Origin of the sequence: Oceanospirillum sediminis (assembly GCF_014164585.1) — a bacterium.
Classification (GTDB): Bacteria; Pseudomonadota; Gammaproteobacteria; order Pseudomonadales; family Halomonadaceae; genus Oceanospirillum; species Oceanospirillum sediminis.
The window spans coordinates 114,581-130,799 of sequence record NZ_JACJFM010000002.1; the positions used below are offsets into that span (position 1 = coordinate 114,581).

At 48.4% G+C, this 16,219-nt stretch carries 10 protein-coding genes; 5 read left to right on the forward strand and 5 right to left on the reverse strand.

Annotated features, from left to right (window positions below; all coding sequences use genetic code 11):
- Positions 1-343: 343 nt before the first annotated feature.
- Positions 344-1,372, forward strand: a complete 1,029-nt coding sequence (locus tag H4O21_RS02130; protein WP_182807189.1) for a TAXI family TRAP transporter solute-binding subunit — start codon at positions 344-346, stop codon at positions 1,370-1,372.
- A 232-nt stretch (positions 1,373-1,604) separates the two neighbouring features.
- Positions 1,605-3,731 carry a TRAP transporter permease gene (locus H4O21_RS02135; protein ID WP_182807342.1) on the forward strand — a complete coding sequence of 709 codons (2,127 nt, stop codon included), beginning with the start codon at positions 1,605-1,607 and terminating at the stop codon, positions 3,729-3,731.
- A gap of 69 nt (positions 3,732-3,800) precedes the next feature.
- Here H4O21_RS02135 and H4O21_RS02140 read toward each other — a convergent pair whose 3' ends face one another.
- From H4O21_RS02140 to H4O21_RS02160, 5 genes are read right to left on the reverse strand one after another with little or no spacing between them, the layout of a single operon-like run.
- Positions 3,801-5,042: an MFS transporter gene (locus H4O21_RS02140; RefSeq protein ID WP_182807190.1), complete on the reverse strand. Its 1,242-nt coding sequence runs from the start codon at positions 5,040-5,042 to the stop codon at positions 3,801-3,803.
- Positions 5,039-7,123 carry an IucA/IucC family protein gene (locus H4O21_RS02145; RefSeq protein WP_182807191.1) on the reverse strand — a complete coding sequence of 695 codons (2,085 nt, stop codon included), beginning with the start codon at positions 7,121-7,123 and terminating at the stop codon, positions 5,039-5,041. Before H4O21_RS02145 ends, H4O21_RS02140 begins: the two co-directional genes overlap by 4 nt.
- Positions 7,120-8,445 (reverse strand): type III PLP-dependent enzyme, encoded by a 1,326-nt coding sequence (locus tag H4O21_RS02150; protein ID WP_182807192.1) that lies wholly within the window; start codon positions 8,443-8,445, stop codon positions 7,120-7,122. The genes H4O21_RS02145 and H4O21_RS02150 overlap by 4 nt, the downstream gene beginning before the upstream one ends.
- Entirely contained in the window at positions 8,445-10,385 is a 1,941-nt protein-coding gene (locus H4O21_RS02155) for an IucA/IucC family protein (RefSeq protein WP_182807193.1), read from the reverse strand. The genes H4O21_RS02150 and H4O21_RS02155 overlap by 1 nt, the downstream gene beginning before the upstream one ends.
- Positions 10,382-11,623 carry an ATP-grasp domain-containing protein gene (locus H4O21_RS02160; protein ID WP_182807194.1) on the reverse strand — a complete coding sequence of 414 codons (1,242 nt, stop codon included), beginning with the start codon at positions 11,621-11,623 and terminating at the stop codon, positions 10,382-10,384. The genes H4O21_RS02155 and H4O21_RS02160 overlap by 4 nt, the downstream gene beginning before the upstream one ends.
- 126 nt (positions 11,624-11,749) lie before the next feature.
- Here H4O21_RS02160 and H4O21_RS02165 point away from each other — a divergent pair, with 126 nt between their 5' ends.
- The 3 genes from H4O21_RS02165 (at position 11,750) to H4O21_RS02175 (ending at position 16,150) form a co-directional block, all read left to right on the forward strand.
- Positions 11,750-12,337, forward strand: a complete 588-nt coding sequence (locus H4O21_RS02165; RefSeq protein ID WP_182807195.1) for an RNA polymerase sigma factor — start codon at positions 11,750-11,752, stop codon at positions 12,335-12,337.
- Positions 12,338-12,355: 18 nt separating this feature from the next.
- Positions 12,356-13,570, forward strand: coding sequence for a FecR family protein (locus tag H4O21_RS02170; protein WP_182807196.1), 1,215 nt, complete (start codon positions 12,356-12,358; stop codon positions 13,568-13,570).
- Positions 13,571-13,717: 147 nt separating this feature from the next.
- The gene (locus H4O21_RS02175) at positions 13,718-16,150 is read left to right on the forward strand and encodes a TonB-dependent siderophore receptor (protein WP_182807197.1); all 2,433 of its coding nucleotides are present in this window, start codon (positions 13,718-13,720) and stop codon (positions 16,148-16,150) included.
- Positions 16,151-16,219: the final 69 nt, after the last annotated feature.

Sequence of the window (16,219 nt, forward strand, 5' to 3'; positions counted from 1 at the left end):
TCTTCTTTCCTGGAGCAACTCTCAGAATCTCTGGCAATTTTTTGCCTATCAACAATCACCTCTTACGAAACCCGGACTATATCGTATTACCTGATACTTTCTGGACGGAATCAGCCTGAAAATAACATTACCTGGCAGAGCCTATGGCTCGGTGGCATTTTTTTGCTCACTCTCTCAACCCGGAAAATAAGCTATTTTTTGCTCACAAAATTGCACATCAGCATCAAAAATAAAAATAAAACTATTAATATCAATAAGTTATAAAAAAATAAAAAAATGGCACAACTTCTGCTAAGTGTTAAGAGTGTCTTTTATAACCACCTCTGAACAAAAGGGTACGAGGATGACAATAACAAAACGTACTTTTATTAAAGGCCTTGGCCTGACTCTGGCAATGAGCACTCTGGGAGCCGCAGGCCTGGCTCAGGCTGCCGATGCTAAACGCTCTTATATTCTGGCAACGGCTTCTACCGGGGGAACTTATTATCCTGTTGGTGTAGCCCTGGCAACCCTGACCAAAGTTAAGCTGGAGCCTCAACATAAAATATCTATGTCTGCAATTAACTCCGCAGGTTCTGGTGAAAATGTGAAGCTGTTGGGTGAAAACGAAGCTCAGTTCGCCATTCTTCAGGGTCTCTATGGTGCCTGGGCATGGAATGGTGAAGGTAAGCTGGAAGCGGCAGGCCCTCAGCAACACCTGCGCTCCGTGACTATGCTGTGGCAGAACGTTGAGCAGTTCGTAGTAAAAAGCGAATATGCTAAAACCGGAACGATTGATGACATCAAAGCTTTCTCTGACAAGAAGTTCTCAATCGGTAAAAAGAACTCAGGCACAGAAGGTTCCGGTCGTACTATTCTGGGTAACCTGAATGTTGATCCTGACAGTTTCAATCTGGCTTACATGGGTTATGGTGCATCCGCTGATGCTCTGCAGAATGGTACCATTGAGGGAATGAATATTCCTTCTGGTGTTCCTACCTCAGCAATTACCCGTGCTCATGCGGCTCTGGGTAGTGATATTACTGTGCTCAACTTCACCGATGAGCAAATTAAGCAGGCTAACGGTAACTATAACCTGTGGACACGCTACACCATTCCGGCCAATACCTATCCGGGACAAACTAAAGATATCAACACCATGGCGCAGCCAAACTTCCTGGCAGTGCGCAATGATATCTCTGAAAACGACGTCTATATGCTGACGAAAACGATTTATGAGAATCTGCCGTTTCTGAATGGCATCCATAAAGCGACTAAAGCTATGGCTCTCGAAAAAGCAATTGCCGGTCTGCCAGTCCCTCTGCACCCGGGCGCAGCTCGTTTCTATAAAGAGCAGGGCATTAATATCCCGGCACACCTGACCACGAACTGATAGTAAAGGCCGGATACTCTGACAGTATCCGGTCATTGACCGTTGTGCAGAATCAATTTCTGTTTACCCCGGTACAGGCTTAATACCGGAACGTTTCAATCGCTGGTGAAGCACAACGGTCAGCTATAGTCTAATGCCTATATTCCTGAAACATCCCTGAGACTGCTGCCACTGCAACCCGAATATTGATGTTCGTATGAACATGAATGTTATCCTGAGCGAAATAAGAACCATGACCACAGAAAACGCCACATCAGATCAGGATGTCAGCCAGAAGCTGAAAAGTCTGGAGCTGACTCAACGACCGGAGCATTCACCAACAGGCCGCTTTATTTACTGGGCCGGTGTTGTATTTGCTCTGCTGCACATTTATTTCAACACCCTGGGCACCTGGTCTGAACTATATGTTTCTGCCATCCACTTTGGCGGCTTTGCCATGCTATGTGCCCTTATGGTTCCTATGATCAGACAGGGATCAGCAGCCAGGCAAAAGCTGGCCTTAGTACTGGATATCCTGCTGGGACTGGCTGCTATTGTCTGTGCTCTTTATCTCATTGGTTTTGAAGATGAACTTTATGACCGGGGAGTTAAATTTGCCCAATGGGACTGGGTGTTCTCCATCTGTGCGATTTTCATCGCACTGGAGATGGCTCGTCGTACTACTGGCTGGTTTATTCCCTGCCTTATTCTGACCGCGCTCACTTATGTATTCTGGTGGGGGCCGTATATTGACGGTATATTTGGTTTCGCTGGCCTGAGCCTTGAAACCCTGCTATATCGCTCCTACTTCTCATCTGAAGGCATGTTCGGACAGATCGCCCGTATCTCCTGGACCTATGTCTTTATGTTTATTCTATTCGGAGCTTTTCTGGTTAAATCCGGTGCTGGAGACTTTATTATTGAGTTATCCCGATGCGCCGCAGGTCGCTTTGTTGGTGGACCGGGCTTTGTTGCCGTACTGGGTTCAGGCCTGATGGGTTCAGTATCCGGCTCATCTGTTGCTAACACGGTATCGACCGGGGTGATCACCATACCTCTGATGCGAAAAGCCGGATTCCCGGCCCGATTCTCTGCTGGCGTGGAAGCCGCCGCTTCAACAGGTGGACAGCTGATGCCTCCTGTTATGGGTGCCGGGGCATTTATTATGGCGTCTTACACCCAGATCTCTTATCTGGACATTATTGCGGTAGCCGCTCTGCCTGCTTTACTTTATTTTTTATCTGTCGGCTTTTTTGTTCGCGTTGAAGCGATGCGCAGCCATGCTAAAGCAGTTGAGCTGGACACCCGCCCTATCGGTGAAGTGTTTAAAGAAGGCTGGCACTTCCTTTTGCCTCTGGTCGCGCTGGTTACTTTGCTTATCTATGGCTTTACACCGACCTATGCTGCCGGTTTGTCTATCATATCTGTTATCGTTTCATCCTGGTTATCCAAACACCCGATGGGCATCAGAGATATTTTTGATGCCCTGTCACAGGGGTCAAAAAACATGGCCACCACGGCTATGTTACTGATCTCTGTTGGTCTGGTCGTCAATGTGGTTGCCATGACAGGCATTGGTAATACTTTCTCGCTGATGGTGACGGAATGGGCCGGTGGCAGTCTGCTGATGACTCTGGCACTGGTTGCTCTGGCTTCATTAATTCTGGGCATGGGATTACCAGTCACAGCAGCTTATATTGTACTGGCCACCCTGTCCGCTCCAGCGCTTTATAACCTGATGGCTGAGAGTCGCCTGATCGACCTGATGGTTTCAGGTCAGCTACCGGAAGCCGCCCGTATGATCTTTATGCTGGCAGCGCCTGATAAACTGAGTCTGCTGGAAGCACCGATGAGTGAAGCTCAGGCTATCAGTATGCTGGCTCTGGTGCCTTCGGACTTTATGGGCCAGCTGATGGACCAGGCCATTCCAGCAGAGTCGTTAAGCATGATTCTGGTATCAGCCCACATGATTATTTTCTGGCTATCACAGGATTCAAATGTCACACCACCTGTTTGCCTGACCGCGTTTGCAGCGGCTGCGATTGCTAAAACGCCTCCAATGGCAACGGGCTTTACCGCATGGAAGGTAGCCAAAGGCCTTTATATTGTGCCTTTGCTGTTTGCTTACACCAGCTTTATTGGAGGAGATACTGCAGAAGTACTGACGATTTTTGTCTTTGCGGTCTTCGGTCTGTATGCCTTCACAGGCTTTATGGAAGGTTATCTGGAAGGTCCTCTGAATATTGTGTTGAGGCTGGGCTGTGCTCTTGCAGCAGTAGGGCTGTTATGGCCCCATAACATGCTGATTATCAATCTGTCTGCCCTTGCTGTCTTTATTGCAATATTCCTGTTCAGCAGAAAGTCCATCTCTCACGCCTGAGTAATAACTGGTCTGAGCTGCATCCAGCTCAGACCAGAGCATATTTTATGACTTAATCATCAAGCCTGTTCAGCTTTCTGCCAGCCGGGCCTTTTCTTTCTGGTCAGAATTTTCCCTGATAGCCAGATGACTGCCAGCAAACACCAGAACGCCAGAGACCAGCAGATATATCAGAGCAGCCAGAATAAATCCTTGCTGAAAATCCCACCAGCTGAGTAATAAAGCCCCAGCTCCGACTCCGGCCAGATTGCCTATTTTAATTGCTCTCTGAGCTTTACCAATGATTAACCCCTGAGAATGTTCAGCCGTCAGATGAATCATAGTTGCCTGAACCATAGGCAGCATCGCGCCCAGACAGATACCCCAGATAAAGCGTACTGCCAACAACCCCAGCCAGCTCTCCTGCAGATGCATCAGATAACAGCCTCCTGCCAGAGACGCAATCAGTGCAAGCCTGATCGGACGGCGTGACAGTTCAACCTGATCAAACCACCCTCCCCAGACAGGTGCACTCAGCATCATCCCCACACCGGCAGCACTGAAAATTATCCCTGTAATCAGTGGCGTGGCTGCCAGTTGCTGCTCCGCATACAAAGCAAACCAGGAGCTGGGCAGTGCTTTCGCTGTTTGCAACAGAAATATAGCCAGCAGAAACAGCAGTAAAACCTGCCCATAAACCGACTCAGGCCGTTCCCGAGCAACCTCCGGATACTCTGACTGAACAGGTACATCTGTTTCCAGATAACAGGCCAGTATCAGAGTAATGCCAACACAAACCAGAGACGCTGTCGCAAACAGAGCCTGGAAATCCAGATATTCAATCAGGACACCACCCAGTAAAGGCCCCATAATAGCCCCCGCAGCAGTCGCAGACGTTAAGCGACCAACAATGCGGGACCTCTGATCGTCGGGAGCAATGCGATTGGCATAACAAAGTACAGCAGTAATCACCCCCGCCAGAGCGCCCTGCAATAAACGCAGGCTCAGCACTTCCCAGAGACTGCTGCTGAAAAACAGCAGCCCCTGAGTCAATGCCAGCCCAGCTGATGCTCTGAGCAGCATCTTTTTATGCCCGTACTTATCTCCAAGGCGTCCCCAGAAAGGAGCAACCAGGCCAGAAACCAGCAAAGGTGCCGCGTAAATCAGCGCACTCCATAGTTCAACCCCTGTCACCCCGGCATCAACTCCTGAAACATCTCCTGCCAGTTGACGTAAAAACAGAGGCCAGAATGGCTCACTCATTTCCATCGCAGTGATGCTGATCAGCTGACTCCACCAGAGTAACCGGATCTGACTCTGCCATGGTGTCATGAACCACTCTCCGGACTTGCCTTCATAGCAGATGCCGAAAAATACCGGGCCAGAGGGTTTTCCAGTGGCTGACTGACAGAAAACTGTGACTGATCCTGCAAACGCATACTGATAAATGCAGTACCAGGCCAGGCCATTTCAAAAAAGGCCTGATACTCCTCTGCCCAGATTACCTCTGATTCCTGCTGCGTATGCTGAGCGGATAAGCGCAGACGCCACAAATCCAGACGATGCATCAAGGCTTCTCCCACCTGCTGCCAGAGTAAAGGAGCCGTCAGATCGAAGTAACCATCCAGCAAACGAATCATCTCTGCTATGTGACTCTGCATCACGGCGTGAGAGATATTTACTCTGGCATCAGACCGGCTATCCACCAGGGTTGCTGCCGGAGTAAAATCGACAAACCAGCCAGCATTCTGCAATGCAGTCTGATACACACAGATTCCCCCGACATCCCGATTAATAAACCCGGTTAACTGCCCTTGTCTGGTAAAAACAGCCATCATATTCTGCTGATGAGCTTCCAGAGCCAGCCCATAATCCAGATAAAGATCCAGTACGGCCTGTAGCAAGGTATCCGTGTAATGACGGAACCACTGAATTCCTGTCTCCCTGTCTTTAACATCAGCAGCCAGCATCAGCTCAATTAATAAAGGATCTGCTGATAAAGCACTGGGTGTAAACAAGCCTGCAACAACCACAGCATGCTCACTCTCATCCAGTAAAACACAAGGATTTCTCCGGAAAATAACGGATAAATAACGGTCATCATCCCGATGTTCATGATCGACACAGGTATGCAGACCGACTTCATCCCACTGACACCTCAGAACAGAAGCAATATCCGGTCTCAGCGTCATAATATCCTGTACGATTGATGCAAGAACGGGAGCATTATCTACCGAGGGCGATGATAAGTTACGAACAGAGCTGGTCATTTGTGCAGCAACCGGTAATTTAATATATGGCTGAGAAGGGTTCAGATCTGGCGCCAGCGTCCGGACAGACAGGGTAGGCCTTGCTCTGAATTCAGGACCTGATAGCAGAATCTTTTGCTGATGAATTTCTTCTGCAAACCGCTGTGGCAACTCATGGGCTAACTGCCAGGGATGAACCGGCACAGGCCAGAACTCATTCAGCTCAGTATAATTGAAACAACGCTGCCACTGACTGAACCATTGAGGATAATGTCCGGCGAACCAGTCGCTATAATTCAACCCCGGACACAATGTTTTAAGCTGCAATAAAGAACGGTGCACAGCGATCAGAACTAACGGCACCTGAGTACTGAACTCAGGTGCATATGCCAGAACCTCTGCAATACTGAACCCCAGCTTGGTTTTACTGCCCGGGTGATAAGGGTGGCCTGTAGCCGACCATTGCTCCAGTAAAATAGCGCTGTTGAATCGCTCCTGACGAATCTCTTCGGCACTATTTTTGCCACCGTCATAGCCTGATACCGGGAGTATTGTATTGTTTCCTGCGGAATCTGCTGTCGATTGAGCCCAGGTCAGCATGCTGGTCAGCTTTCTCTGCCGAGCTATTAAACGAATCTGCTGATCCTGATGTGTCCGCCATACCAGGGTCAGCGCTTCATTCTGTGATGAGTTTTCAAGCTCTGCACGAATTCGCGTCCAGGCCTGAAAGTCTTCTCTCAATTCACCGTGTTGTGACGCGTCCCTACTACGGGTCAACTGCAACATATAATCCAGTGCTGCTACGGGGTCAGTAACCCGGTTGCATTGCTGCTGATGCCGATAAAAACAAGCGGAGAACGATACCAGGTTGCCCATGTCATCATATTCCGGAGCGTCCAGCCAGAACTGATCTGAAGATAACTCTGAAGCTGATTCCATCGGTTGCAGATAAAGCCTGTTTTCCCGAACCTGCCAGCGAAATATACGCTCACGTAATACACATCTCAGCAAACGATACAGCCCATTTTCATCCGCCTGAGATCGGGCAACTCTTTGCTGTTCAGGTGTCAGCATATTGACCAGCTCTTTCGCAGGCAGTGCTGATATTGCATCAGATCCCGGGAGGCTTGTATCAGCCTGATAATTTTGCATCAGACTGGTCATACTATAACCTCCTCTATTTCCGTATTAACCTCCTCTGCTGCCGTATTAACCTCCTTTATTTTCAAACTTTCACACTGTTTATCACTCTCAACACCCGATGCATCTGCTGATACAGATACATCATCCGGGCGTAAATAATGAAATACCGGAGCCGGATGACACAGAAAGTTCTGGTGGGAAATATTCCAGGCATAAGCACCTGCAAGAGGAAAAACCAGCAGATCTCCGATCGATACACGCTGAACAAAATGATCTCTGGCCAGAATATCTTTCGGAGTACACAACTGTCCGGCAACCGTAATGCTGGCAGCCTCCAGTGCAAAATGCTGCAATTCAGGGTAGCGTCCTGTTTCAATGCAGATAAAAGGATGGCTATGGCTTTGTGCAGCAGGTAAGCGAAACTGATGTGTACCTCCCCGGCAAACAGCAAAATCAGCACCATGATTATGCTTCAGATCCAGTACTTCCATCACATAGTAACCACAGAAAGCCGTCAGATAACGTCCCATCTCAAAGCGGATCTGCAGATGACGGCGTTCAGAGTGATCAAGTAAGTTCCTTAACCCATCAGCAAATACAGGCCATTGATACTGCTGTTCTGGCTGGCGATAGTTAACGCCAATGCCTCCTCCAAGGTTCAGCTTTTTCAATTCAAAACCATGCTGTTCAGCTAACTGGCAAGCTCTGCCAATCAGAAAATCCAACAGCCTTAAATGACGCTCTGCTTCCAGTTGATGGGATAAGGCATGAATATGAAAACCCTGCAGATCAATCCAGTCACACCGCTTAGCCAGATTGATGACATCAGCAAGATGTTGCTCATCAATACCAAAAGCGGTCGCTCTGCCAGCCATAGTAAGCGTCGTTTGCATCTCTTCTGGCAGTACAGGGTTCAACCGAAGCAGTACAGGCACTTTTAGTTGTTGACGTTGCGCCAGTGAATTAAGGCGTATCAGTTCACTGGCACTCTCGATATGCAACAAATCGGCTCCGAGAGCTATTGCCTGATAAAGATCCTCACTCAGCTTTGCCGGGCCACCAAAAATAAAGGGCTTACCCTGCAAAAAGGGCTGTATCAGCTCCAGCTCCCCACCTGACGCAATTTCAAGACCATCAACAATCTCTGCCACCTGCTGCAGAATCACTGGATCGGGATTTGCTTTCACAGCATAAAATAATTCAACCTGATCCGGCAGATCCGCTTTCATCATTTCCAGGTGTAAACGGAGCTCAGGCAGATCATAAATGTAACTGACCAGAGGCTGTGATTGTCCCTGTTGTAGCTCAAGCGCCTTATTAACAATATGATCAGGTAACTGCATCAGATCACCTCCTGGCAGTTCAGGGACAGTGATGTCGCTGAATGAGATGACATAATCGATTGCCCCGACGCAAAGGGGCTTACTACCGGTGCATATCCTGCTGCCCGATCCGGACTTTTACTGATGCGAACCAACAGGTTTGTCTTACCGGGCAGCGGCTCTCCTGCCAGTAAAGCCGTTAATCGGTACTCAAGATCAGCCGGGTCAGGAGCAGATACTTTTGCTTTATGCAGAAATGCTGAAATCACCGTCTCTACGGTCTGCCATAGAGCCTGCTCCAGTTCAGCCTGATCATTAGCCAGCCAGCTCACAGCTTCCATCAGATTATTAATAAACAGGCAATAACGCACCCGGTTCCAGCCCTGATCAGCGCTATAGTGCACGGACTGACAGGCTCTGGCAGTCAGGTCTGTCAGCTCCTGCTCCGGCCAGCGCTGATCAACCAGTTTGACGCCCTCAAAGTCACGGACAATCACCCCAGTAGGCATATTATCTTTCAGACAGATCACGGTATTCTGCAGATGAGGTTCAAATATCAATCCATGATTGAAATAAGCTGCCAGCATAGGATGAATCAGCGCATGTGCATAAGCTTCCAGCCAGGCCAGTTTATCCGGTATATCAATCACACCAGCCAGCGGTGCCCCCTGCTGAAACAGAGCACCAGCCAGAACAGCGTCTTCTCCGTCAGCCAGCACAGTATTAATATTCTGGCGCACGACCATGCCAAATCCTTCCTGTACGGCTTTATCTTCAGAAGCATCCAGTCCGGGGAGTGTTACAGTCAGAAATCCGGGTTCACCTAACAGACGAAACCCTTGATGGTAAGCTTTCAGGTCAGGCTCTATCCCCTGTAAGCGCTTATGCAGTGCCAGTGCACTTTCCAGTTCATAAATAGCGTTTTTACGTACACAGTTGGTAATACGAATATTCAGCGACCCTTTCAGAAACCAGGGTTTATCCGGGTTATACAGAGTCCGTACCGATGCAGTCGGGTAATAAGATTCTCCGGAAATACCAGCATCCCGGATCTGCTCCAGAGCCAGTGCCTGCTGAATAACCGGCAGTTGTAACAGATAGCGGGCCTGCACCGGATGAACCGGAACCAGAGTAAAGCCCTCTTCTGCCTGCAGAGTATCCGGAGCAATATCAGACATCAGCTGATCAGGCTGTAAAGGGGCGATGGTTTCAACTCTTAGTAACTCATCTTTCACTTCGAACCAGTGCATCTGGAAACTCTGTCGGTACTCAGGTGCATAACGGGCTTCACCTTCTCCCGCATCCCACTGACGGCACTTTGGCGTCGGATGAAAAGCATGTCCATAAGCCAGAGATTGTTCCGAATACAGATAAAGATCCTGCTGCCTGCCTGATACAGACTCCTGTAAAAGCTGTTCCGACTGCATACCAGCCTGATAAAGCTGTTCACTCAGCATAATGCCCTGTTTCGTGTGCATACTGTGCAGAATCTGCTGCAGAAACTCCTGATTAAATGCAACCTCCTCTGCCAGACAGATTTCCGCAATAAGCACACTGGCCAGTTCTTCTGCCTTCAGGGTTTTCCAGGCCGCGCCACTACCACTGACAGAACGCATCAGAACCGGGAAAAAGTAACGATAATTTCCCATCAGTGTTTTTCTGGTGACCGCAAGGATAAGTTGTTTCTGACTTTCAGGCAGCCCGATCTGTAACCACTGTGCCAATTTAAAACGCTGGCACCAGCCAAATGGTAACGTTGGCAGAAGCGTAGAGTCCGGTTGCTCAGTAATCTGCTGGCGGGGCCGGGCAACTTCACGGATATAACAGTTCAACAGAGTACGCTGAGTACTGTGCGACGCTTCATCTTTCGCCTGTTGTATACGCAGTTGCTGTAGCGCAGCAGATATCTCAGTATCCGCAGACTGAAGAAGATTCAGAGTAGCCGGGTTAATCGCATTCATGCTACGGCCTCCTCTGCATTCAGAGCTGTATCTGACAGATCCGTCGTGAATTGAATCTTCAGTTCCTGAATAAAGTGCTGTACCACAGGCATTAATATCTGCTCGGAAGGCCCTGTGGCTCGTAAAATACTCAGATAATCACGATTAGAAAAATCCTGCTGATGGAAATCTCCTGCCTTACATAAAGGCTCAAAGCTAATCTGACAGCCTTCTTTTTCCAGCTGCTGAGCCACAGGAACCTGATGAATGATTCCGCTTTGTTCTGCCACCTGGCAATAAATATAAGCACTCTGGCTGCCTGAAGGCAGTTCAGCTGCTGCATGTCCCATATACAGGTCAATCACAGCACCAAACAGATTAAATCCCAGTGCCTGGGCCATCAGAAAATCAGACTGATCACCGATATTCCTGTAATTCACTTCAATCAGCCGAGGCCCTTTATCTGTCATGACAAATTCGGTATGGCAGGTTCCAAATCCGACACCCAGAGCCTTCAGCTGCGCCAGTAAAACCTCTGAGACACCGCGGGCTGGCTCACGACTGAAACGTTGTTCCAGCTCGATGAAACAGGGAGGTTCTGACAAAAATGTTTCGAAGCTGCCCATCACCTGTATCTGCTGACCATCTCCGAGTGTTTCCAGTGTATGTAATGAGCCTTCCAGATATTCTTCCAGTAAAAGAGGCTGTCCCGGCACTTTTTGCCAGAAGCGATCAGCATGTTGCTGAAGCTCCTGGACATTACTTACCAAAGCAACATTTTCACTGGCAACACCCTCTACCGGCTTAACAATACACGGAAAAGGAATATCGCTGGCCTGAAGCTCCTCACGCTGGTAAACAGGGCGAAACCAGACATTATCCAGTCCTGCATCCTGAATGGTCTGACGCATCACCAGTTTATTTTTAGCCCGATAGCAGGCCTGCCAGTCTTTTGCAGGCAACCCGTAAAAAGCAGCCACCATAGCTGCCGCAGTCTGCAGATGATCACTGTTAGTCAATACTGCAGCCGGATTAATCTGATACTGAGTCAGCACATTCAGTATCGCAATCGGGTTAAACACATCTGCAGCCACAATCTCTTCAGCTTTAATCAATCCGGATTCCAGATAGCACTGATGGCGTTCAGGCTGATCGGTTACCAGCAGTAATGGCTGGTTCCGTCGTTTCAGTTCCGGAATAAAACCTTTGATAACAGAATCAGTTGGGACATGGGCCACGATAACAAATGGGTTCTGCACAATTCGCTCCTGACAGGATAATCCTTAGCAAAAATATGTATAATTCGAAATCTCATATGAGAATAATTTCTATTAACACAAAGATAGACGTATGACTTCATCAAACACCCAACCTGAGTCTGCCGAATGAACAGAATTTTTTTTGATGCCGCTCTGAGTGCTGAAAATTTCTGTGATGAACCTGATACCGGTGACCCGCTAAAGGGAAGAAAAGAACAGGTCATTGCCAGGATGTACCAGCAGCACCGTCAGGATATACTTTCGCACCTGCTAACAATGGTTAAAAACAGAGAAATTGCTGAAGAATTATTGCAGGATAGTTTTATCCGTTTATCCAGAGTGCCAGGGATTGAAGTTATTCGCCAGCCCAGAGCATTTCTGACAAAGATCGCCACCAATCTGGCATTGGATTATCTTCGTCAACAGAAAAAAGTACCGGCCTTTGAAACAACAGATGATGCCTTTGATAGCCTGATTGCACCCCAGCCAGAACAGCTGGACGAGGTGATAAAAGAGCGCCACTTGAATCAGCTGAAACAAGCAATATCTCAGTTGCCGGACAGAGCCAGAGAAGCTTTAATGCTGGCAAAGTTCAAAGAGATGACACTGAAAGAAGTCGCCAGAGAGATGGATATATCTCAAACCATGGTAGAAAAGCATCTGAAGACCGCATTACAAAAATGCCGGGCCGCATTAACTTCAGATATCCACTGATGCGGAGCCTATAGAACAATGAACATCAGGACAGATAAAACCAGTCGCTCTGCTACAGAACACTCGGATACCAGGAGTACCCGGGGGCACCAGCAGCCTGATCAGACTTACCTATCTCCCCCCGAAGATAAAACGCAGTCACTCTCTGCAGAAGAGCTGGCCCGGGAGTGGTTTATCACTTTACAAAGCGCTCCCAATGACCAGGATCTGTTACGTCAGTTTCAGCAATGGCTGCAACAGAGCCCGGAACATGAAGATTATTACCTTGAAGTGTGTCTGCTCTGGCAGGATATGGAGCTTGCAGCCGGGCAGCTGCACGAAGAGATGCATCATAGCAATGAAACCTGTCACGCCTCCGGCTCAGAAGAATCAGCTCACTTCGGTAAAACATCAGATCGTGCGGCAGTATCAGGCGCTAACCCGATATCCATATCTGCCAACAACAAGACAGTAACATCGTCGGAAGCAGGGAACGCTTATATTCCGGCAACCCCTCGGCATAGCGGGTTATCATCTCGTATTGTCACTCCACTGCTGAGTATCTCCATGTTAATGATACTAATTGTGATGCTGCTACCGCCTTATATCTGGCATGCCCCTGATCATTACACTCAGTCAGGTGAAAAACTGAGTTTATCTCTGGATGATGGCAGTACCATTCACCTGAACAGCCAGAGTGCCGTCAACATAGATTACTCTGACTCACAACGCAGAGTTGAGCTGATATATGGCGAAGCATTTTTTGAGGTTGCCTCAGACAAGGAACGTCCATTCAGTGTAAGCAGTCAGGGAGTTGTCGCTACAGCACTGGGAACAGCCTTCAATGTACGTCAGTTGGAACAGGAGATTCAGACCACACTGACAGAGGGCCGGCTCAGAATCAGTACTCTGCGTTCTGATAATCGCCATCAACCCGATATTACTCTGACACCAGGTCAGAGAGTCACAATTTCGGGCCCGGGACAGATGACTCTGACAGAAGGACATAAACTGTACCTGCCAGACTGGAAACGTAATGTACTCAGGCTGGACAATACTCCACTCTCAGATGTCCTGGCGCTATTGAACCGTCAGTATTCTGCTCATCTGGTTCTGGTCAATCCTGAATTACAGGATAAGCCTATGAATGGCGTCATTCCGTTGAATGATCTGCCTGTGACTCTGGAATTGCTCAGTAACAGCCTGAACACCCGGACAGTCAGGATCTCCGACCGGATTATTTTTCTGCACTGATCACGACAATAGATTACCCGATCTCATTTGTGAAAAAAATTTGTCATCTGAGGTTGGGTATATCCGCTTCGCTCCGTCTTAGTTATTAATAAAAATGAGAAAGATTCCTTTTTATAAATAAAAATATCTGAGACACAGGAGTAACGGATGCCCGTTCCACAGTTCAATACCCTTCAGTCTGCTATTCGCCAGCATCATCAACACAACTACCGGAAATCCATAGCCACCGGACTGGTCATATCAGCACTGACAGCAGGTCAGCTAACCACCGCTTACGCCGGGCAGACACCCTCAGTACTGCAACAAACCCAGTCCTGGAATATCCCTGTTCAGGCACTGGAACGCTCTGTTACCGATCTGGCAGAGCAGGCCGGATTGCATATCCTGTTACAACCCGGTCAGCTGAAAGGTATTGATGGTCAGGCTGTAAAAGGAAATATGAATACAGCTCAGGCTTTGCAGGTGCTACTGAAAGAGAGTGGGCTGAGTTATAAAATCAGCTCAGGTAATCGTCTGACTCTGGTGCAGGCTGATCCGGTATCCTCATCACATCCTGAGCTTCAGGATGATCTGATCATCGTAGGTAACTGGCTGAATAATGCAGACAGCACAACCTTACAAACCTTTCCCGGAGCCCGCCACCAGCTTAGCCGTGAGGAGATGGAAAAGTCAGGAGTCAGCTCACTGACTGAAGCATTTCGAAAAATACCTGGTGTACAGGTCCGCGTTCCTGCTGAAAGTTATGGCGCGAATCATGCTTTGAGTATCGGCGTACGGGGACTGAAATCCCGCTTCTCAGAGAAATCCACCATATTACTGGATGGTATGCCACTCTCTTTTGCTCCTTATGGTCAGCCTCAGCTGTCTATTGCCCCGGTTGGCCTGGGTAACCTGGCTGCCATTGATGTTGTGAAAGGCGGCAGCTCTGTCCGTTATGGACCACAGAATGTTGGCGGCATTATTAACTTCGTGACTCCGGGAATTACGGAAGAAACCACATCCCGTATCAGACTGAGAGCAGAAAGCGCTGTCGATGATGGTAAGCAGAATTTGCTGGGGCAAATGAATGCATTATTCAGTGGCAAAGTGAATGAAGATACCGGCCTGGCACTGATCTACTCTGGCAGCCACGGTAGCGGATTCAGGGAAAATACAGATGAAGATATTGATGATCTGATTCTGAAAGGAGAAACCTGGTTATCCGATAGTGAAGTACTGGACGGCCATCTGCGTTTCTTTAATGCAGAAACCGATATTCCAGGCGGGCTGAATGAGCAGGAATATGCGCAGAATCCGTGGCAATCCCGTTATGACTATAACCACTTCAAAGGGGATCGTACCGAAGGTCGCGTGCGTTACACCAACGAAATCAGTGACAGTCAAGAGTTTGAAGTTCAGGCTTTCGCTGCAAATACTTATCGCCTGTACGGTCTGCAATTCAACCCGGACTCCCGTCAGCGCTATGACGAATGGGCCCGGGAATATGATGTTTATGGTGTAGAACCTCGTTACAGCCAGCTGTTTTCTGCCGGTAACACCGAACACGAAGTGTCTATCGGCTATCGCTTTGTCAAAGAAGAAGCAGATCTGACCCGCCACCGCTGGAATAACTTTGCTGAAGGGACTGCACCCAAATCGATTGAAGGCGTTCTTCGCAGCCGTGATGAAGCCGGAACCACAGCCCATGCCGCATTTATCGATGACAGAATCAGTGTCGGACAGTGGCAGATTACTCCGGGTGTGCGCCTGGAAAACGTAGAGGTTTATCGCCATAGTAAGGTGAAGAAAAACAACGCCAACGATTTCCGTAATGAGGAAAGTTATACTGAAGTGCTGCCATCTCTGAGTGCCAGCTATCTGTTATCGCCTGAGATGACACTGTTCTCTAACTTCAGCACCTCCTTTGGCACTCTGCAGCACCTGCAATTATCGGACAGTACAGATAACAACCTGGAGCCAGAAATCGCGCGTACTTTTGAACTGGGCAGTCGTTATAACAAAGACAACCTGAGTGCAGAAATCACCCTGTTCAACATCAACTTCGATAACAAACTGCAATGGGATGATAACCTGGGACACCACGTGAATAAGGGCGAAACCCGGCACTATGGTATAGAGATGGGAGCCTCTTATGACTTTACCGGCACAGGTTTCAGTGTATACGGTAATATGGCTTACACTCAGGCTGAGTTTCGTGAAGGAGACCTGAAAGGTAATGAGTTGCCTTACTACTCAAACTGGACAGGTAATCTGGGTATGGAATATCAGAGCGGTCGCTGGACCTGGAATCTGGATAGTTATAGCCAGTCATCTCAGTTCGCGGACAATGAAAATACCCGTGATCTGACCGTTAACAACAGCACCTATTATCGCGGAAAGTTACCAGGCTTCTCAATCTGGAATACCCGTGTCAGCTACCAGATGACTGAAGGCCGCAATGCCAGCAGCATCGCTTTTGGTGTAAAGAACCTGTTTAACAAAGATTATTACACTCTGAGTGGACCTGATCAGCCGTATGGTGCAGGTATCAGTGCCGGGGCACCGGCCACAGCCTATATGGAGGTTGATGTCGCTTTCTGATATTTGTCGACCATCCATGCCTTTCTCATTTCTCCGGCTGTAATCGCCAGCCGGAGAAACTTAAACAGC